This is a genomic window from Roseivirga sp. AWQ4_251 (assembly GCF_056158225.1).
This window is the reverse complement of sequence record NZ_JBSWSW010000002.1, coordinates 1635695-1656645: the sequence shown is the minus strand read 5'-3', so window position 1 is coordinate 1656645 and position 20951 is coordinate 1635695. Positions and strand designations below refer to the sequence as shown.

Sequence of the window (20951 nt, the reverse complement as noted above, 5' to 3'; positions counted from 1 at the left end):
TCAATTCTTTTTCTTTACGATTCCGCTTAAATCGGTTACCATTTGAAAGGTGTTGCTACCTCCAGCAGTGTGGTACATGGCTCGGGCATAGGAAAATTCAAAGCGTTTTACCTTGAACATAAATCCAAAAGAGAAGCCAGCACCGCCCGAAGCGGTTTCCATTTTTAATTCTTGATGGAGCAGGTGATTATAACCCACCCTAAGTTGAAAATTCTTATGAATCAGCAATTCGGTTCCAAAAACCAACCTTCTGAAAATTTCTTCACTAAAGCCCGGCTTTTCGTTGTTTCCGTACAACGAGTTACTGGCCGGATCAAAATAAACTACGTCAGTGCGATTTAGGTTTCTGGCTGTTACAGAAAAACGGAAAGGCATATATCGAGGCTTGTAGCTCATTCCGATTTGGACATCTAAAGGCAGCTGGCTGTTGTTGTTTTCGGTGTAATCGGAAAGGAGAAAACCAAGGTTCTTTACCGCCAATCCTATGGTTAGATCCTTTTCAGGATGTTTAAATGTTCCTCCAAAATCCATGAGCAGAGAAGAGGCACTAAATCCACCCAAACTAGAAGCTGCAATTTTAAGTGTGGTACCCGCCTGAAATGGCCCGAAATTGATAGAACGGCTCAGCCCAAAAACGTATTCAGCCGCTTTAAATTCCCCATTGAGAAATCCATATTGGTCACGACTTTGGATGTCTCCATAATCCAAATAAGTCAATTGAGCGGCCCAAGTACTGGAATCCTTCAGCGTTCTGGCATAAACCAAACTGGTTTGGCCAATATTGGCAAAGTAACCCAATCGGTTTATAACAAGCTGATTGTGCCATTGGCTATTGAGTAAGGCAGGGTTTGAAGCCAACATTGCGGGATCAGCCCAACCTGAGGTAATATTTACTCCTCCCAAAGCAGACAATCTTGCGCTCCCCGGAAGATTCAAAAACTCAAAAGCCCTTTTGCCCCCCAGTTGTGCTTGGGCAACAGCAGGTAAAAAAAAGATCAGCCATATGAGTGCGTTTCGGTAGCTCAATGTCCGAAAAATTTAAGCATCCATATGACTGATGGTTTTATCATTCCAACGGCAGGAATTGAAGTAAGATTATAAACTTGAAAATAGTCTGAAATTTAGTCTTCTACCACTAATTCAACAGCATCGGTTACTTTTTGCTTTAACAAAGCCAATTCAAGCACTTCTTCAGCCGTTTCAACATAATTAATGGTTAGCCCTTTGATGTATCTATCATCAATATCAAGAATATCCTTTTCGTTCTTCTTACTCAAAATAAGCTCTTTGATTCCCGCTCTTCGGGCCGCTAAGATTTTCTCCTTGATACCCCCAACCGGAAGCACTCTTCCGCGCAAAGTAATTTCGCCTGTCATGGCCAATTTATTTTTCACTTTACGCTGTGTGAATAAAGAAGCTATGGCCGTAAGCATAGTAATTCCAGCAGATGGTCCATCTTTCGGAACCGCACCAGCAGGCACATGAATGTGTAAATCGTAACGATCGAACACGCGATAATCTATACCATATTTATGCGCTTCGGACTTCAGGTAAGAAAGAGCCGCCATAGCAGATTCTTTCATTACATCGCCTAACTGGCCCGAAAGCGTAAGCTTGCCTTTGCCTCTGCTCAGGTTGGTTTCAATGAAAAGAATTTCACCGCCAACAGCTGTCCAAGCTAAGCCAGTTACAACTCCTGCGGTTTTATTATCCGTATAAGTTTCCTTGTCGAAAATTGGTCCACCAAGTACTTTTTCAATGAATTCAGAAGAAACTTTAGTATCGTACTCTTCTTCCATTGCCAAAGATTTGGCCGCGCTCCGCACCACAGAACCGATACGTCTTTCTAAATTTCTAACACCAGATTCACGCGTATATTCATCAACAATTTTCTGAATTGCCTTTTTATCGAAAGTCAAATCTTCAGGCTTCAAACCGTGATCTTCTTTCTGCTTTGGAATCAGATGACGCTTAGCAATCTCAATTTTTTCTTCAACCGTATAGCCTGTCACTTCAATGATTTCCATTCTATCGCGAAGGGCTGGCTGAATGGTATCCAAAGCGTTGGCCGTAGCAATGAAAAGCACTTTAGAAAGATCGTATTCAACTTCTAAGTAGTTGTCTACAAACTCGTTATTTTGTTCCGGATCGAGCACCTCTAACAAAGCGGAAGACGGATCTCCACGGAAATTAGAATTGACCTTATCGATTTCGTCCAATACAAAAACGGGGTTCGAAGTTTTAGACTTTTTAATGTTCTGAATCACCTTGCCCGGCATAGCCCCTACATAGGTTTTTCTATGACCTCGAATTTCAGCCTCATCATGAACACCACCCAAAGACATTCTGACATACTGGCGACCAAGCGCCTTGGCAATACTTTTCCCTAGCGAGGTTTTACCCACACCAGGAGGGCCATATAAACAAAGAATAGGGCCTTTTAAATCGTTCTTCAATTTAAGAACGGCCAAGTATTCCAGAATTCTATCTTTCACTTTTTCCAAGCCAAAGTGATCTTTATCCAAAATCTTTTTGGCTCGTTTTAAGTCGAGTTTATCTTCAGAATAGTCTTCCCAAGGCAAGTCTATCATCAGTTCAGCATAATTCATGGCGATAGGATATTCCGCAGCCATAGGATTCATGCGTAAAACTTTGTCGAGTTCTTTATTGAAGTGAAGCTTAACCTTGTCTGGCCATTTTTTACCTTCTCCTTTTTTTCGAAGTGCCTCAACTTCTCTTTCTGGGCCATCCTCACCAAGCTCATCTTGCAACACTTTCATCTGCTGACGCAAGAAGTAATCGCGCTGTTGCTGATCGATATCAGAATGCACTTTACTCTGAATTTCATGCTTGAGTTCAAGAAGCTGAACTTCCTTCATCATATGTTGTAGCAAAGCTGTGGCACGTTCTACGCCATCATTAATTTCAAGCAGCTTCTGCTTTTCCTTTGCTTCAGTATTAATGTTGCTGGAAAGAAAATGAACCAAGAAACTTGGCTTTTCAATATTATCTAGCGCCACCTGAGCTTCCTTTGGAATTTCAGGATTTAGCGACATTATTTTATTCGCAGTATCTCGAATGGACTGGATAATGGCTTTTACTTCCTTGCTCTGTCTCTTTGGAAAATTTTCTTCCAAATACTTAACCTTGGCCATTAAATAAGGGCTCGTAGAAGTAAACTCTTCTACCGCAAACCTTCTTTTCCCCTGAATAATAATGGTGGTATTGCCATCGGGCAGCACCAACATTTTTACAATTTTGGCTACTGTTCCAACCTTGAATAAATCGCTTTCTTTAGGGTCGTCAATCTGAGGATTTTCCTGCGTTAGGACTCCTACAATTTTATTTCCCTTGTATGCGTTTTTGACAACTTTTATGGATTTCTGGCGGCCAACCGTAATAGGAATCAAAACACCAGGAAACAGAACGGTGTTACGAACCGCCAAAATCGGAAGTTCATCTGGTTGTTCAGCCTCATTGGGCTCTTCCTCCTCTTCTCCTCCAATTACTTGAATAAAGTCTGCAGCTTCCTCATCATCAACCTCATTGGCCAACATAGCCCCAAACATCTGATTATCAATTTTCATATAGCAAGTGCCATATTGACACGTTTGTCCTTAAATAAATGCGGCTCACCTAAATTGCAAGCCCTATGCCAAACACTAGTATGACATGAACCGTTTTTTTATTGTGACGAAAAACGAGTAATTTCATCTTTGTTTTGAAGAGCTTCTAAAGAATATTAATTGAATTTACGTTCTTTGACTGTCTTCGGATTGAATTATTGTGTGGGTCGATCGAGTGATCATTTACCTGCAAAAGACCTTGTTAGCTTAATTTTTACAGCCAAAAGCTCAGTATGTGTTTAAAATGAAAAGACTGACCCTTTACATATTGGTCATGTTAGTTTGTTGTAACCTTGTTACTGAGGCTCAGATTTTCAAAAAGAACAAGAAAGATGACAAAACGGCTACAAAGGTTGAATTAAACTCCGACTCCACTTCCATTGAAGTTACAAACCTTGTTTTTAAGAACATCAACAAGGTAAACCTCTACCGAAACGCGAAAGCCCAAAAACATATTGAAAAACTTGATAGAGAACGAAATTGGAAAGAACTCTACCCAGCCCTAAAAGAGTATGTTTCAAATTTCGGAATTCAAAACTTCGCTTACGAAACCTATTACCTTTGGCGGCTTGCCAAACTCACTGAAGTTTTTGGTTCGCCAGAACAAGCACGCCCTCTTTATAGCCTTGTTTTAAAACATCACAGGCGGGGATTACCCATAGAGCAGGTTTTGGCTCGCTACGATTCGCTTAATCCAAACAGCACTCGCAACTATGTTCCTCTAGAATATTATTATGAATTGGTCGATTTTAGAAGGCAGGTAGACACGCTAATTCCACCCAGAGGAGTGTTAACCACCATGGGAGCCCAAATCAACTCAACTTTGGAAGATTATGCCCCTAGCGTAGCTCGTGACGACCAGATTTTACTTTTTACATCAAAACGAAATGCCCGAACTGAAGGCATTAAAGTAATCGCCAATGAAGACATCTACTTTTCAGAATTTGATGGAAACCGTTGGGGAGAAGCCAAACCTTTTAGCGGAATCAACAGCCAATATAACGAGGGCTCAGCTGCTCTGACCAAAGACGGAAAAACCATCTATTTTTCCCGTTGTGAGGCTCCCGATAGCTTTGGCAACTGTGACTTATATTATTCAGAATATCAGGGCGACACAGCATGGTCTGCACCAAAAAACATGGGTGGATGGGTGAATTCTAGCGGATGGGATTCGCACCCCACGCTTTCTCCAACAGAAGACACACTTTACTTTTCGTCTGATAGAGGAGGCGGATTCGGCTTGGCAGACCTCTATTACACTTATAAAAATTCAAACAATCGTTGGGTAGTGCCTCAAAACTTAGGACCTATTGTAAACACCAGACAGAATGAAGTGAGTCCGTTTTATCACCCAGAACATAATGTTCTCTATTTCAGCAGCAATGGTCACCTCCTCAACTTTGGAGATTACGACATTTATAAGACTTATAAATCAGGGAAGAATTTTTCCGAACCTATCAATATTGGCCCATTGGTGAATGGGGTTGGAACTGAGTTTTACTTCAGCATTGATAAAGCCTCTCGCGACATTTTCTATTCCAGATCGAAGGAAAAGGGCATGAAAAACCTCGATTTGTATTCATTCCCCTTACCAATGGAAGGCCAGCCTTTGGCCACTACTCGCTTTTCTGGAAAAATTCAAGAAGTAAAAGGGAAGATTCCTAAAAACGTGGTGGTTTCCATCATTGATTTGGATGAAGGGATAGAAGTCGCCCCGAAATTTGCGAGGGATGACGGAACCTTTGAGTTCGATTTGATAAATGAAAGAAATTACCTTTTGGTGATTCAGGGAGATGATATTTTCAGGCTCGAAAAAATGTTTTTCCTTGATGGAGAAACTACCTACGAAGGTGTAGTAGAGCGTGTAGCTAGTAAAATAGAATTTGCTTCACTAGAATTCGAAAACGGAAAGTCAGATATTCTTCCTGAAATGGAAGATGATTTATTGAAAGTTGTTGACTTCTTGATTGACCATCCTTCTTTCAAGCTCAATGTCTCTGGCCATACAGATTCCAGTGGTGATGCTTTATTAAACCTAACGCTTTCACAACGCAGGGCCGATGCCATCAGAACCTGGATTATCGATAGAGGTGTAGACGAATCACGATTGTTTGCTATTGGCTATGGTAGCCAAAGACCTATCATTCAAAAGGAAAAAACGGACGAAGACAGAGCGATAAATAGAAGAGTGGAATTTGAAATCTATCGCGATCCTGAAGAAGCTTCCGGCAACATTGAGCCTGCTACCGGAAGCAAAGGTGGTAATGGCTAAATGCCAAATAATTTTAGAATATCATTTCCGAAAACGAACACCATCAAAACAAGCAGAATAATCATACCTACTTTTTGAGCGTTTTCTAAGAATTTATCAGAAGGAGCTTTTCCAGAAATCATTTCGAACAGTAAAAACACAACGTGTCCACCATCTAATGCTGGAATTGGCAGCAAATTCATAAAGGCCAAAATCATTGAAATAAAGCCAGTAGTAAACCAGAATTGATTCCAGTCCCAGGTTTTAGGGAACATGTTTACAATACCGATTGGGCCGCTCAAACTTCTTGCAGAAACACCTCCAGTAAACATTTTACCCATGGCTTTTGCATTCAAAATAACGGCACCGAAAGCTTTTGATGTTCCTCTTGGAATAGCTTCAGCAAAAGTATATTCGTCTTTAGCAAGCTCTAAAGTATTGCCCAAAACAAAGCCTACTTGAGCGCTGTCATTAACGGCTAAGTTCACGGTCATTTCAGATCCGCTTCTGTCGATAACGAAAGGAACTTCCTGCCCAACGTAATTCGGCAAAGTAGCTTTCAACTGATCAAAATATTGAATGTTTTGATCTGCTACTTTCAAAATCTTATCTCCCTTTTCAAGCGGAATATTGAAGCCATCCTGCAAACCACCTACCACAACCGGGAGCCTGATTCTTATGAAATTATATTCGAAATCATCTTCTCCCAAACGATTTAAAAAGCCGTGTGGAACAGGAATGTCAACCATTTTACCGTTTCTTTCAACGGTCCAATAGCCATCTGAAGCCAGCAAAGTTTCACCACTCCAAATCTGCGAAAAGCGGCTGTAGTCCTCTCCATTTACTTTGATCACCTTATCTCCGGTTTCGAAACCAACTTCTTGACCAATATCCCCAGCAACAATTCCGATTTCTTTAGAATATTCTGCTGGAATATAGGTTTCGCCCATATTGTAGGTAAGAATAATAAAAGCGATGATACCCGCTACAACGTTTACAATGATTCCGCCCAACATCACGATAAGTCGTTGCCAAGCTGGTTTCGAACGAAATTCCCATGGCTGAGGCTCTTGCTTCATTTGCTCCTTATCCATGGATTCGTCAATCATCCCTGAAATTTTAACAAAGCCCCCAAGCGGAACTGCTCCAAGGCCGTATTCTGTCTCTCCCTTTTTGAAACTGAATATTCTTGGCGGAAAACCGATAAAGAATTTCTCTACTCTCATACCGAATATACGGGCAGCGATCATATGACCAGCTTCGTGTATTCCCACCAAAATTGAAAGTGCCAGCAGAAGCTGGGCCACTTGTACGATAGTCTCCATTAATTAATTTATATGTTCTAATGCTAATTTTCTTGTCTCATTGTCCGTAAAGACATAGTCCTCATACGTAGGCTTTTTTACAAAAGATATGTTCTGCATGCAGTGCTCCACTAAATCGGACATTCCTAAAAAGCTGATTTCATCTTTCAGGAATTTCTCAACCGCAATCTCATTGGCCGCATTCAAAATACAAGGCATATTACCGCCTTGTTTCAAAGCCTCAAAAGCCAAAGCTAAATTACGGAATGTTTGAGTATCTGGTTTTTCAAAGGTTAATTCTGGGTAATTGATAAAGTCAAATCGAGGAAAATCGGATTTGATTCTATCGGGGTAAGTCATGGCAAACTGAATAGGCAGCTTCATATCTGGCAAGCCCATTTGTGCTTTCATGCTGCCATCTTCAAACTGAACGATGCTATGTACAATGGATTGTGGATGAACGATTACCTCTATTTGTTCCTGAGATAATCCGAAAAGCCATTTGGCTTCAATCACCTCGAGCCCTTTGTTCATCAAAGAAGCTGAATCGATGGTAATCTTAGCTCCCATATCCCAATTAGGGTGCTTTAAAGCCTGTTCTTTGGTTACATTTTTCAGAAAATCAATATCTCTTCCTCTGAAAGGACCTCCTGAAGCTGTAAGAATAATTTTCTCAATAGGATTATGGAATTCGCCCACCAAACATTGAAAAATGGCAGAATGCTCTGAATCTACCGGATAAATATTAACGGCATTTTCCTTGGCTAAATTGGTAATCAGCTCGCCCGCAACCACTAAAGTTTCTTTGTTTGCCAAAGCGATTGGCTTTTTGCTTTCAATAGCCTTGATGGTGGGTGTTAAACCAGCATAACCTACCAAAGCGGTAAGTACCAAATCAACAGAATCCATTTGCACTACTGAAGAAAGCGCATTTTGACCTGCATATACTTTTATATCGTGGGGGTCGAGAGCATCGAAAACCTTCTGGTAATGGTCTTCATTGCAAATCACAACGGCATTTGGCTGAAAGGCAATAGCCTGCTGAATCAGCAAATCACTATTATTTTGAGCCGTCAAAACCTCCGCACAAAACCTGTCAGGGTTTGCGGCAATAACTTCCAGTGCCTGAGTACCGATAGATCCGGTTGAGCCCAGGATGGCAATGTGCTTTTTATTTTCCTCCACTCGGTGTAATACTATTTCAGATAATGCATAAGTGCATCGGCTATTTTTCTGTCGTTTGAAAGGCGTGGCACTTTGTTTTGACCACCCAATTTGCCTTGCGATTTCATATATTCAATAAAGGCATCGCGCTGCAAAACTTTTACTTCCAGATTTTTCAGAATACTTCCTGTAATCAAATCATCGTAGTAAGTATTCAGTTTTTGAAGCTGCAAATTTAGGTCTTTTTCAAAGGCCTCCAAATCAGCGGGTTCTTGAGAGAATTCCACGTACCATTCATGAAGCGGCAAGCCTGAAGTTGGCGTAACCTGCGGAGCCACAGTAAACTCTACAAGTTCTGTTTCCGGATGCTTTTCCATGGCATATTTCATGGCTTTTTCTACTTCTTCGCCAATCACATGTTCGCCAAAGGCAGAAATAAAATGTTTAATTCGGCCTGAAACCACTAAACGATACGGATCTTTTGATACAAACTTCACCGTATCGCCAATTGAATAGCCCCACAAGCCCGCATTATTGTTGATGATCAGTGCGTAGTTTTTGTCTAGTTCAACTTCTGCAATGGAAAGCCTAGTTGGGTTTTCGTCAAAATATTCTTCCGCAGGAATGAATTCGAAAAATATACCCGTGTTCAGTAAAAGAAGTAAACCAGGTTCTTTCTGAGAATCTTGATAAGCGATGAAACCTTCCGAAGCAGGATAAAGCTCAATGCTATCCACCTCCTTTCCAATGCTTTCAAAAAGCTTTTGGCGGTAAGGCTCAAAGTTTACTCCGCCATAAATAAACAAGCCAAAATCAGGAAAAACATCTTTGATCTTCTTACCGGTTTTGGCCTGAATTCTATCAAAATACATTTGAACCCAAGGGGGAATACCCGAAATCAGGGTCATTTTTTCTCCCAGTGTTTCGTCAATAATGGCGTCAAGCTTTTCTTCCCAATCTTCAATACAATTGGTTTCGTAGCTAGGCATTTGATTGGCGCGCAAATAACCTGGCACATGATGGTTCACAATACCGGAAAGTCGACCCGTATTAATACCTGCCGTTTTATAGGTTTCGGGACTTCCCGAGAGAAAAATCAGCTTACCATCCAGAAACTGTGATTTTCCAGTTTCCGCTACATAACTCAAAATCGCATTTCGAGCACTGTTGATATGATTGGGAATTGAATCTCTGGTAATAGGAATGTATTTGGTGCCTGAAGTAGTACCCGATGTTTTGGCAAAATAGGCTGGTTTACCCGGCCAAAGCACATCACTTTCCCCTTGTAGGATCTTCTCCACATAGGGTTTCAGCTCCTCATAATCTCTTACAGGAACGCGGCTCTTAAAATCTTCATACGTTCGAATGTTACCGAAGTCATGATCCTTTCCGAAAACGGTATCTTTTGCCGATTCAATCAATTGCTGAAATACCTTTTCTTGAGTTGCTTTGGGGTTTGAAGCCCATTTGCGCTGTTTCGAAGCCACATATTTGGCCATCGGTTTACTAAGAAACGACTTGATTCCCATATACAGCAAAGATATATTTTTTAATGCGCCAAAAACACCAAATCAGAAGTTTCTCAATATAGGTGAATGTAGCTCTCAATAACTCAAAAGGGCATTTAACCTTAATTAACAAACCTTTCAAGACCAACATTTGACCTTGAACGTACGTTTGTATGTTGTGCATTTTAAATACTGACAAGTTTTCAGGCTTAATACAATTGCACACTTTTTGAAAAAGTAAGTACAGACTAAAAAATAAAGTAAGGAGAAGTTTATGAAAAGCACCGTAAAAACCATCTTTCTGGCTTTTGTGGCCGGACTGGCCGGAGCCTTCACCTTTCAGCAATGGCTGAGTCCTACTCAGGTCAAAGAAGTCATCAGAGAGGTTCCTTCAGGTTACCGTCAGGTAAGTTATACAAACGAAAACGAAACATATGACAAAGAAGAATCAGTAGCATCAGTAGCTCGACCGTTTGAGGCTCCTGCTGATTTCAGAACCGCTGCCGACAAGTCCATCAGCAGTGTGGTTTACATTAAAAATTTGCAGAGAAACAGAAGAGGCGTTTCATTCCTAGATTTATTCTATGGCGATCAGAGCCGCAATGAGCAAGTTGCCATATCTTCTGGTTCGGGAGTTATCTATTCCAAGGATGGCTACATTATCACCAACAATCACGTGATTGAAGGTGCGGATGCCATTGAAGTAATGCACGAAAAAAGAACTTACGAAGCGAAACTTATTGGTACAGACCCAAGAATGGACATAGCGGTTTTGAAAATCGATGCTGAAGATTTGCCGGCTATTCAAATGGGCAAAAGCTCTGATGTAAAAATTGGAGATTGGGTTTTAGCAGTAGGTAATCCGTTCAATCTTAATTCTACCGTAACTGCAGGAATTGTAAGTGCTTTGGGTAGCGAAACTGCTGCTTTAAGGGAGAATTTCCCAATCGAATTGTACATTCAAACCGATGCTGCCATTAACCCAGGAAACAGCGGTGGCGCCTTAGTTAATACTGAAGGTGAGTTGATCGGCATCAATACTTCTATCATTTCAAGAACGGGTTCGTATGCTGGTTATGGCTTTGCTGTTCCTTCAGATGTGGTAACCAAAGTGGTTGAAGATTTGAAAAAGTACAAGTATGTACAGAAAGCATATACCGGAGCTGAGGTTACTGATGTAACAGAAAGAATTGCCGAGAGAGAAAACCTGAAAGATTTGTCAGGTGTATTAATTCAGTCGGTAAGACAAGAAAGTGCTGCGCAAAAAGCTGGTTTACAAGCTGGTGACGTAATCACTAAATTGAATGACAGAAAGGTAAATAGCAAAGCTACTTTCGATGAGTTGCTTTCATACATGTTGCCAGGAGAAGAACTTTTGGTTCAGTACAAAAGAAACCAACGTGCTTACGAAACCCGAATGACTTTAGAGAACATTTTGGGCACAACTGATATTTTGGATAGAGAATCTGGATTAGATGAAGAAGACATTCACTTCTCTGATTTTCTCGGGGCTGAATTAAGAAAACTTACCCCGGCTGAATTGGAAGATTTAGGCTTGAAATACGGAGTAAAAGTGACCCAAATCAATGAGAACACGGGTTTCTTAAGAAAATTAAAAGACATTAAAGAAGGCGATATCATTTACGCCATTAACAGAAAATGGGCTGCGGACCCTTCTAGTGTGGCACACTATTTAGAGCGTTACTCTGGTAACATATATATCGATATTATTGACAAAAACGGAAACCAGAATACATTGAGGTATAGGTTTCAGTAGCTACAACCGAAGATAAATCACAAAGAGGCTATTTCATTAGCAAAATTTAAGTCGCCCTGAACTTGTTTCAGGCCTGAAAATGGATGAAAATCCAATAAGAGGGAATTCGAAATAAATTCAGAATAACCAGACTTGAAAGCTTTTGAAATAGCTTCTTTTCTTTTTACTCTAGTCAAGTCACTCCTCTACAATAATCTTCTTAAACTCATTTCTGTAGGCAGAAGGGCTTTTGCCTGTAAACTCTTTAAAGAGCTTATTAAAATGAGAAAAATTATTGAAGCCACTTTCAAAGCTAATTTCAGTAATGCTGGTGGATGTTTCGGCCAATAGCTTTGAGGCGTGAACTACTCTATATTCATTCACAAAACGTGTGAAGGTTTTCCTAGAAATCTTTTTAAAGTACCTGCAAAAGGCAGGAACCGTCATGCTCACTTTATCAGAGATTTCTTCTAAAGAAATATGCTCTTTAAAATGCTCGCGGATGTAACTATATACCGTATTCATTCTGTCGTTATCCTGAAGATCCACAGCCATGGCCACGCCTTCAGCATTCAGAACGTCATATTCTTCGGTTAACGATAAATCTTTTAAAACACTCAACAGACCCAAAAGGCGATCGTATTGATCTTTCCAGGCCAAGCTTTCTATTTTTTCCCCAATTCGTTTTTTGGCTTCTCCATGAAAAGCCAAACCCTTTTTAGCCAAAACCAGCATCTTTTTAACAGAAGCCATTTCTGGCAGTTCGAAAAACTGATCACCCAGAAAGTCTTCTCGCATTTGAATAACGGTTTCCGAGCTATTTCCCGTTAAGCGATTTGTAAAGCCATAGTGTGGCAAGTAAGATCCCATAAGCACTAAATCACCATCGTTAAAATAGCTCAAATGCTTACCTATATGGCGTTTGCCGCTTCCGCCATTTACATAGATAAGTTCAAGTTCTGGGTGAAAATGCCAGTTTGCCAACTCGTTTTCGCAAGAATCAGAATATCTTCTTACCAAAAACGAGCTTCCAAAGGCAGGACTGATTCTTTCTAATGCGGGTTTGTTTGTCTTCATCTTTAACTCCTTCCCCTATTCAACAGACAATTTAACGTTTCAAAGTTAAGCTTGTTCTATGCAAAATTAACCAATATATATTCAATACTACCAATTATAGGCGAATCGCCTATATACTGGGTTAATTTAGCACATAAACCTGCCAAAACTGTCGTAGTGAGCGCATGGTGCCTGCCCTACCTTTGTTACCATCAATTAGTTATTGAACAACCGAAAATCAAACAATATGAAAACTTTGAAAAACGGAATATTGATGATCATGATGGTCATGATCTCAACAATGAGTTTCGCAAATGGTGGCAAACCAGAAGTGAAAGTAGAGACGATTGGAGCAAAAATGATTGCTCTTAATGCAAGTGGGTTCGGAAAAGGAGAGACTCAAATCAAATTGACAGACGACAGAGGAATTGAACTACACTTTGAAAGAGTAACTAACGGTAAAGACTACGGTAAAAAGTTTGACCTTTCTTCTTTAAAAGCAGGAAATTATTCTCTTGAAGTAGAAACTGAAACAAGCTTAACCATTGTGCCGGTTAAAATTTCTCAAGTAGCTGCCAGTGTTTTAGAGTCTGAAAAAGTAGTGATCCTAAAACCTGTTCTTCGTAAAAATGGCGACTTGTTAGATATCATTCTTCCTGCTGAAGAGAAATCAGATGTAGAAGTTTCAATCTACGACAGCAATTCAAATCGCTTGTTCTCTGAAAAAGTGAACGAAAACAAAGAAGTAAGAAGATACGACCTTTCAAAATTGGCTCAAGGCCAGTACAGAGTGAAATTTCACACAAGAGGTAAAGAATTCATACAATTCGTAGCGGTGAAGTAGTGCATCACGTTACAGCAAAAAAAGAAGGGGCAGAAGGCCCCTTTTTTATTTTATACTGATTTCATTCTCATTTTCTTCTTCAGCTCTTCTATACTGTGGCTGAATTTAGAGTCCACGTCCATCATATCACTAACGGACTGCACTGCGTGAATTACAGTAGAGTGGTCGCGACCGCCAAAATGATAACCAATCGATTTTAAAGAATGATTGGTGTACTCTTTACAAAGGTACATCGCCACCTGGCGAGCAATTACAATCTCTTTCTTTCTGGTTTTGTCTTTCAAGTCTTCCACACTCACTTGGAAATACTCACCAACCGACTTCTGAATGTAATCTACGCCTACTTCAAACTCAATATCGTGAACAATATTTTTCAAAGTCTGCTTAGCCAGCTCCAGATTGATATCCGTTTTATTTAAAGTAGCGTGGGCAATTAAAGAAATCAAAACGCCTTCAAGCTCTCTTACATTGGTGTCGACACTGTAAGCCAAATATTCTATTACATCATCAGGAATATAAATACCGTCAGATTGCATTTTACGGCTGATAATAGCCATCCTAGTCTCAAAATCCGGCATTTGCAAATCGGCTGTTAGGCCCCATTTGAAACGCGAAAGCAATCGATCTTGCAAACCTTTCAAGTCTCTTGGTGCACGATCCGATGACATTACAATCTGCTTGCCGCTTTGGTGTAAGTGGTTGAAAATGTGGAAGAACATTTCCTGAGTTTTCTCTTTTCCAGAGAAGAACTGAACGTCATCTATTATCAGCGTATCTACTTGAAGGTAGAAGTTTGTAAAACTCTGAATGCTGTTGTTTTTAATGGCGTCAGTAAACTGAGTGGTAAACTTTTCAGAAGAAACATAAAGCACAAAGTGATTCTTGTTATCTCTTCTGATTTTGTTTCCTATTGATTGAATAAGGTGGGTTTTTCCCAAACCAACACCGCCATAAACCATTAATGGGTTGAAAGAAGTAACACCAGGCTTTTCCGCCACAGCAATACCTGCCGAACGCGCCAATCGGTTACAATCGCCTTCAATATAATTTTCGAAATCGTAATTCGGATTAAGGTTCGAATGCCTGAACTCATCTTCAACAGAAGGCATTTCGAACGGACTTTTAACTGGAGCGGGTTTATCTTGCTCCCATTTATTTTTTGGACTTTGGTTAGGTAAGGTAACTGAATATGGCTGGTTTTGAGAACTGCCACTATCCACAATTACCGAGTATTCCAACCTTCCATGTTGGCCCAATTCCTTTTGAATTACCTGCCTCAACAGGTGAACATAATGCTCTTCTAAATATTCGTAGAAAAACTGACTGGGTACTTGAATCGTTAGAATTCCTTCTCTTAAAGCTATAGGTACTATCGGCTCGAACCAAGTTCTGTAGCTCTGCTCACCTACCTGACTTCTAATGAATTGCAGACAGTCTTCCCAAACCGATACGCTATCTTTCACCATTAAATGATTATGCAAATTGGAAAAAAAATCCCTCGTTTGAATTTAGAGGGAAGACAAAATTGATAAAAATTAGACGAACATGAAAGTCAATCATTGATCCTTCTTCAAATTAATTTCAGACTTAAACTTACCCTCTTAATTAATGCCATATCAATAACTTGGATTAAGTCAATATGTTATGAAAGACTTACGTGAATTTGTATATTCCAAACAAAAGCCATCAGAAATGCCTTATTTTCGCGCTATCAATCAAAAAGGATATGGAGGAAAAACTTTTCGATGATTTTAAAAAGTCGGGCCCTGAAGAATGGCGACTTAGAATTGAAAAAGAACTAAAGGGAAAATCGACCGAAAGTTTAAACTGGCAAAAAGCTGGTCTTTCGCTCAAGCCGTTTTACACGGAAGAAGATTTACCGCAACAATTACCCAATCTAGACCAACCCAACCAACAAGCTACCGAATTAGGCGCCAGAAACTGGGTAAACTATCAGGTAATTAAGGCTGAAGATGAAGCTATTGCCAACGCAAAGGCCTTAAAGGCTTTAGGAAGCGGAGCCACGGGTTTACTTTTCAGTCTGAAAAAGCAACCTGATTTCAACAAGCTTCTGCAAAATGTCATGCTGCCTTATTGCCATGTAGCGATTCAGTGCACTGAAAATTCAGAAGAAACGTTACCAAGTTTCGAGAAGTACGTGGAAACATCTGGAGTTGATCCGAAACTGGTAAGAGGTTTTATTTATGGTTGCACTCAATCGTTTGCCAAAACACTTCCATATTTCAATACGGCCTTTGTTCATAGTCCACATGAAAATGTCAAATTGGAACTGGCTTTTTTATTGGCTCAATTGATCGATGAAATTGACCAAAAAGGCTTAAAAACGGATGATATTGAAGGCTTTTTAAAGCAATCTCAGTTTTGCCTAAAATTGAGCAACTCATATTTCATAGAAATAGCCAAACACCGAGCCTTACGCATACTTTTGGTAGAATTAGCTAAATCATACGGCTTAAACATTCAGGCTCAGGCATTTGAAATCGCTTCGTTTTCAGGCTTTTGGACTGAACCTACAAAAGACGAGTACAACTATTTATTAAGGGCAACAACAGAAGCGATGTCAGCTATTACCGGAGGTTCCAACGCTCTAATTGTTCAGCCTTTCTCTGAACTATTTCCGAAAAACCCAGATCAAGGAGATAGAATCGCTAGAAACATTTCCACCTTACTGAAAGACGAATCGTACTTCGATAAAGTGATTGATCCTGCTGCGGGTTCTTATTACATAGAATCCATTACCAACCAAATCGTTGAAGGCAGTTGGCAAATGCTAACCGAAATTGAAAAACATGGCGGTTATGGCAAATTATCCAAAGATCAAATCGAAGCTTTAATAGAGAATTATTGATATGAGACCTACTTTAAAATCACTCGAAATTGAGCATAAAGCATCTGATCAAGTAGGCTCAACTTGGACTACGGCTGAAGGAATTGAGGTTCCTTCAAGTGTTCACCAAAAAGATATTGCCCAGGCTGAACACTTAGGCTTTATTGCAGGGCAGCCGCCTTATTTACGAGGCCCATACGCTTCAATGTACACACAAAGGCCTTGGACAATTCGCCAGTATGCGGGCTTTTCTACTGCAGAAGAATCGAACGCTTTTTATAGAAGAAATTTAGCGGCAGGGCAAAAAGGGCTTTCCGTAGCCTTTGATTTGGCAACTCACCGCGGCTACGACTCGGATCACCCGCGCGTAGTAGGCGATGTCGGAAAAGCTGGTGTTGCCATCGATTCCATTTTGGATATGGAGGTACTTTTCGACCAAATTCCATTGGATAAAATGTCTGTTTCTATGACCATGAACGGAGCCGTTATTCCTATCATGGCATTTTATATTGTAGCGGCAGAAGAGCAGGGCGTAAGCAAAGAACAACTTAGCGGAACCATTCAGAATGATATTCTGAAAGAGTTTATGGTGAGAAACACCTACATCTACCCGCCTCTTCCTTCCATGAGAATCATTGGCGATATCTTTGAATACACCGCCAAATATATGCCTCGATTCAATTCCATCAGTATTTCTGGCTATCATATGCACGAAGCTGGTGCACCTGCTCACATCGAGTTGGCATACACGCTGGCTGATGGTTTAGAGTACATTAGAACAGGAATTGCTGCAGGCTTGAATATTGATGATTTCGCTCCTCGCCTTTCATTCTTCTGGGGCATTGGCATGAACCACTTCATGGAAATTGCCAAAATGAGAGCGGGTCGTTTGCTTTGGTCGAAAATCGTGAAGCAATTCAACCCAAAAAGTGACAAATCTTTGGCTTTAAGAACTCACAGCCAAACTTCGGGCTGGAGCCTCACCGAGCAAGATCCATTCAATAACGTAACTCGAACTTGTGTAGAAGCTATGGCAGCCGCCTTGGGCCATACCCAATCGCTTCATACCAATGCATTAGATGAAGCCATTGCTTTACCCACTGACTTTTCAGCCAAAATTGCGCGAAACACACAAATTTATCTTCAAGAAGAAACTGACATCTGCAAAGTAGTTGACCCATGGGGCGGTTCCCATTATGTAGAATACCTAACCGACCAACTGGTGAAAAAGGCTTGGGCGCTTATTGAAGAAGTCGAAGAATTGGGCGGAATGGCTAAAGCGATTGAGCAAGGCCTACCCAAAATGAGAATTGAAGAAGCCGCGGCTAGAAAGCAAGCCAGAATCGATTCTGGTAAGGATGTCATTGTGGGCGTAAACCGTTATCAAATTGATGAAGAGCTTGATATTGAATTGCTTGAAGTAGATAATACTGCAGTAAGAAAGGCTCAACTCGAAAGACTTGATAAACTAAAAAGAGAGCGCGATTCCGAAAAAGTTGAAGCCAGCTTAAAAGCTCTTGAAAACTGTGCAAAAACGGGTGAAGGAAATCTTCTGGAATTAGCCGTAGAAGCAGCTAGAAACAGAGCTTCTTTGGGAGAAATTTCAATGGCCATGGAAAAAGAATTTGGCCGACATAAAGCCGTAATTCATTCCATAACTGGTGTTTATTCAAACGAAGTGAAAGACAACGAAGACTTTAAAAAGGCTCGCGAATTGGCCGATCAATTTGCCGAAATGGACGGTAGAAGACCAAGAATTATGGTGGCCAAAATGGGTCAAGATGGCCACGACAGAGGCGCCAAAGTAATTGCTACCAGTTTTGCCGACCTTGGTTTTGATGTCGATATCGGGCCACTTTTTCAAACTCCGGAAGAAACCGCACTTCAGGCTGCTGAAAACGATGTTCATATCATTGGAGCGTCAAGTTTAGCCGCTGGTCACAAAACCTTGATCCCGCAACTTATTAATGAGTTGAAGAGATTGGGCAGAGAAGATATTATGGTGATTGCAGGCGGAGTAATTCCTCCCGCAGATTATCAATTTTTGAAAGATGCCGGAGCAACAGCTGTATTCGGTCCGGGAACCGTAATTGCCAAAGCTGCTCAGGAAATTCTGCGCAAACTGATGGAAGAATGAAACTGATTGACAAACTGGCTTGGATCGAAATTCAAGAAGGGAAAATTCTTGTAGCTAGATCCAAAGGGAAAGACGCCTACTATATACCGGGAGGAAAAAGGGAAACAGATGAATCCGATGAACAAGCTTTACTGAGAGAAATCGAAGAGGAGCTATCGGTAAGCCTCAAACCAGAAAGTTTGGATTACTATGGCACTTTTCAAGCTCAGGCACATGGCAAAGCAGAAGGAATTGAGGTTCAGATGACCTGCTACAGGGCAAGTTTCAACGGCACGCTAGAAGCTGCCGCGGAGATTGAAGAAATTCGATGGGTTCAGCATAAAGACAAAGACTTGGTTTCGTTTGTAGATCGAATCATTTTTGATGATCTATTATCGAAAGGGTTGCTGAGATAGCTCAAAAAATACGTTAAAGGCTTTAAGTATTGCTAAATATCAGATTTCTTTGTCATCAAAAGTCAAAAACACCAAATAGAGAATGCAGGTTATCGAGGTCAAAAATAGTACAGATGCCCGTCAGTTTCTGGATGTGGCCAGGGTCATCTACAAAAATGATCCCGTTTGGGTCTGTCCGCTAGACAAAGAAATCAATGCTATTTTCGATCCTACCGAGAATGTTTTCTATCAAGATGGTGAGGCGACAAGGTGGATTCTAAAAAATGATAAAGGCGAATTAATTGGTAGAATTGCGGCCTTCATCAACGAATCCAAAGCCAATTATGATAACCGAAGAATAGGCGGAATCGGCTTTTTCGAGTTTATTAACGATCAGGAAATAGCCTTTAAACTTTTCGATATTGCTAAAGATTGGCTGGTTCAACGTGGTGTAAACACAATCCATGGCCCAATCAACTTTGGTGAAAATGATTCTTTCTGGGGTCTTTTGGTAGAAGGTTTTACGCATCCTTCAAACGGAATGGCTTATAACCATTCTTATTATAAGGGATTTTTCGAGGCCTACGGTTTCACCACCAAAATGGAGCAGCTCACCAACCACCTGAATGTGGAAGATGGGTTGCCAGAGCGATTTGTTAAAATTGCAAAATATGCCATTTCGAAGCGCCCCAACCTGACCTTAAAGCAATTCGACATGAAGCAATTCGACATGTTTGCCGAAGACTTCATGACGGTTTATAATGCAGCCTGGGCGGGTCACGAAAACTTCACCCCGATTAAAAAAGAGTACGTAAAGGAGACCTTCAAAAAAATAAAGCCCTTTCACGATCCTCAATTTATTTGGTTCGCATATATCGATAATCAGCCTGCCAGCTTTGTGTTGGTGCTTCCTGATGTGAACCAAATCATCAAATACTTTAATGGTAAGCTTAATTTCTGGAACAAGCTTCGCTTTGTTTGGCTAAAGCACAGAAAAGTAATGAACCGCTTGAGGGTGGTTGTAATGGGAACGCACCCAAAATATCAAAACATGGGCTTGGAGTCCGTGGTAACTTACAAATGTTTTGAAGGCGCTTCAGGTAGCCACTATGTTGAAGGTGAATTAAGCTGGGTTGGCGATTTTAACGATAAAATGATTGCTATTCACAAGGCACTTGGTGCTGTTCCTGGCAAAAAGCACATTACTTATCAGTTGAATCTATAAGGGCTTCAAAGCCATTTCTCTTTAAATACGCTTCGTAAAAAGTTTTATAAAGGGCTGGGTTTTCCTGAGCAAGCTTTCTCAGCAGAGAAGCAGCATCGGCAAACAAACCACGGTTCTCAAAAATGACAGCTTTGGTCAGTTCAAAAATGCTGCTTTCATTTTCCGGGAACGAACGAAGAAGTTGATCCAGAATTTCCTTTTCCGGTGGAGACATTTTGTCCAAAAAGAAAACTCCAGATCTAGCATTCGAATTTTGATCTATTACCTGAACACCAAACGCATCTTTAAAAGCCAAATCTTCTCCCAAAATATCTAGAGAAAAATAGGTTGAATCGGTTTTAAATTGCTTGAAAACCGATTCGTACTCATCACTGATTTCAATTGCGTATGGGCCTTTTTTCTCAGGCCATTTCAACATAATGTATCGGCCATAAACTTCAGTAGAAACAGGAAAATCAAACTGAAAAGGCACATAGGTCTTCGGAAAAAGAAAGCCATTTAGTTCGGGCTCTGAACGCAATTCTATGGTTCTATAAAACTGTGTCCATTCTCTATGCATCAGTTCCGAAGGAGCAGAAAGGCCTGAAAGATTAATGGTAGCCATATCGTACTTTCCATCGAGCGTGAGTTTTAATAATCGCCCTGCACTATCCATGAGCACAGCTGTACTATTTGGAAGCAATTCAATTTTATCTTCCGCAGAAAGTTGTGTACCGCCCTTAAGTTCTGAAAAACCAGAAGCATCATGCTTGTAGTTTCTTCCGGAAGAGAAAATCACCAGAAAATCCTCTTGAGCCTGGGATGAAAAAGGCGCCAACAACAAAAATCCGAGAATCAAAAGCCTACTCATGGCTGCGA

Annotated in this window: 15 protein-coding genes; 7 read left to right on the top strand and 8 right to left on the bottom strand. The window is 40.6% G+C overall.

The annotated features are described in order from the left end of the window. A complete protein-coding gene (gene porQ / locus ACXACJ_RS21145; RefSeq protein ID WP_475136424.1) occupies positions 1-1026 on the bottom strand; it encodes a type IX secretion system protein PorQ in 1026 nt (341 codons plus the stop codon). A gap of 95 nt (positions 1027-1121) precedes the next feature. Beyond that, positions 1122-3587 carry an endopeptidase La gene (lon, locus tag ACXACJ_RS21140; RefSeq protein WP_475136423.1) on the bottom strand — a complete coding sequence of 822 codons (2466 nt, stop codon included), beginning with the start codon at positions 3585-3587 and terminating at the stop codon, positions 1122-1124. Between the two features lie 283 nt (positions 3588-3870). Between lon and ACXACJ_RS21135 the strand changes: the two genes are divergently transcribed. After that, on the top strand, positions 3871-5898 hold the full coding sequence (locus ACXACJ_RS21135) for an OmpA family protein (RefSeq protein WP_475136422.1): 2028 nt from the start codon (positions 3871-3873) through the stop codon (positions 5896-5898). On the opposite strand, the gene rseP is transcribed toward ACXACJ_RS21135, so the two are convergent. Genes rseP through ACXACJ_RS21120 form a run of 3 tightly spaced genes read right to left on the bottom strand, consistent with a single transcriptional unit; the run spans position 5895 to position 9874 of the window. Next, positions 5895-7202, bottom strand: coding sequence for an RIP metalloprotease RseP (gene rseP / locus ACXACJ_RS21130; RefSeq protein WP_475136421.1), 1308 nt, complete (start codon positions 7200-7202; stop codon positions 5895-5897). The two genes, ACXACJ_RS21135 and rseP, sit on opposite strands and share 4 nt — an antisense overlap. A gap of 3 nt (positions 7203-7205) precedes the next feature. Further along, positions 7206-8366: a 1-deoxy-D-xylulose-5-phosphate reductoisomerase gene (locus ACXACJ_RS21125; protein ID WP_475136420.1), complete on the bottom strand. Its 1161-nt coding sequence runs from the start codon at positions 8364-8366 to the stop codon at positions 7206-7208. Between the two features lie 11 nt (positions 8367-8377). After that, entirely contained in the window at positions 8378-9874 is a 1497-nt protein-coding gene (locus tag ACXACJ_RS21120; protein WP_475136419.1) for a GH3 auxin-responsive promoter family protein, read from the bottom strand. Positions 9875-10127: 253 nt separating this feature from the next. Here ACXACJ_RS21120 and ACXACJ_RS21115 point away from each other — a divergent pair, with 253 nt between their 5' ends. Beyond that, complete coding sequence (locus ACXACJ_RS21115; RefSeq protein ID WP_475136418.1) at positions 10128-11630, top strand: S1C family serine protease; 1503 nt, start codon at positions 10128-10130, stop codon at positions 11628-11630. A gap of 177 nt (positions 11631-11807) precedes the next feature. On the opposite strand, the gene ACXACJ_RS21110 is transcribed toward ACXACJ_RS21115, so the two are convergent. Continuing rightward, positions 11808-12686, bottom strand: a complete 879-nt coding sequence (locus ACXACJ_RS21110) for an AraC family transcriptional regulator (RefSeq protein ID WP_475136417.1) — start codon at positions 12684-12686, stop codon at positions 11808-11810. 226 nt (positions 12687-12912) lie between these two features. Between ACXACJ_RS21110 and ACXACJ_RS21105 the strand changes: the two genes are divergently transcribed. Then, a complete protein-coding gene (locus ACXACJ_RS21105; protein ID WP_475136416.1) occupies positions 12913-13509 on the top strand; it encodes a hypothetical protein in 597 nt (198 codons plus the stop codon). A gap of 50 nt (positions 13510-13559) precedes the next feature. On the opposite strand, the gene dnaA is transcribed toward ACXACJ_RS21105, so the two are convergent. Then, complete coding sequence (gene dnaA / locus ACXACJ_RS21100; RefSeq protein WP_475136415.1) at positions 13560-14975, bottom strand: chromosomal replication initiator protein DnaA; 1416 nt, start codon at positions 14973-14975, stop codon at positions 13560-13562. Between the two features lie 260 nt (positions 14976-15235). On the opposite strand from dnaA, the gene ACXACJ_RS21095 reads away from it, so the two are divergent. From ACXACJ_RS21095 to ACXACJ_RS21080, 4 genes are all read left to right on the top strand, one after another. After that, positions 15236-16378: a methylmalonyl-CoA mutase family protein gene (locus ACXACJ_RS21095; protein ID WP_475136414.1), complete on the top strand. Its 1143-nt coding sequence runs from the start codon at positions 15236-15238 to the stop codon at positions 16376-16378. A gap of 1 nt (position 16379) precedes the next feature. Further along, positions 16380-18494, top strand: coding sequence for a methylmalonyl-CoA mutase (gene scpA / locus ACXACJ_RS21090; RefSeq protein ID WP_475136413.1), 2115 nt, complete (start codon positions 16380-16382; stop codon positions 18492-18494). Next, the gene (locus ACXACJ_RS21085; RefSeq protein ID WP_475136412.1) at positions 18491-18889 is read left to right on the top strand and encodes an NUDIX hydrolase; all 399 of its coding nucleotides are present in this window, start codon (positions 18491-18493) and stop codon (positions 18887-18889) included. Before scpA ends, ACXACJ_RS21085 begins: the two co-directional genes overlap by 4 nt. A gap of 82 nt (positions 18890-18971) precedes the next feature. Then, positions 18972-20093, top strand: a complete 1122-nt coding sequence (locus tag ACXACJ_RS21080; RefSeq protein WP_475136411.1) for a hypothetical protein — start codon at positions 18972-18974, stop codon at positions 20091-20093. On the opposite strand, the gene ACXACJ_RS21075 is transcribed toward ACXACJ_RS21080, so the two are convergent. Further along, positions 20071-20943: a hypothetical protein gene (locus ACXACJ_RS21075; protein ID WP_475136410.1), complete on the bottom strand. Its 873-nt coding sequence runs from the start codon at positions 20941-20943 to the stop codon at positions 20071-20073. The two genes, ACXACJ_RS21080 and ACXACJ_RS21075, sit on opposite strands and share 23 nt — an antisense overlap. Positions 20944-20951: the final 8 nt, after the last annotated feature.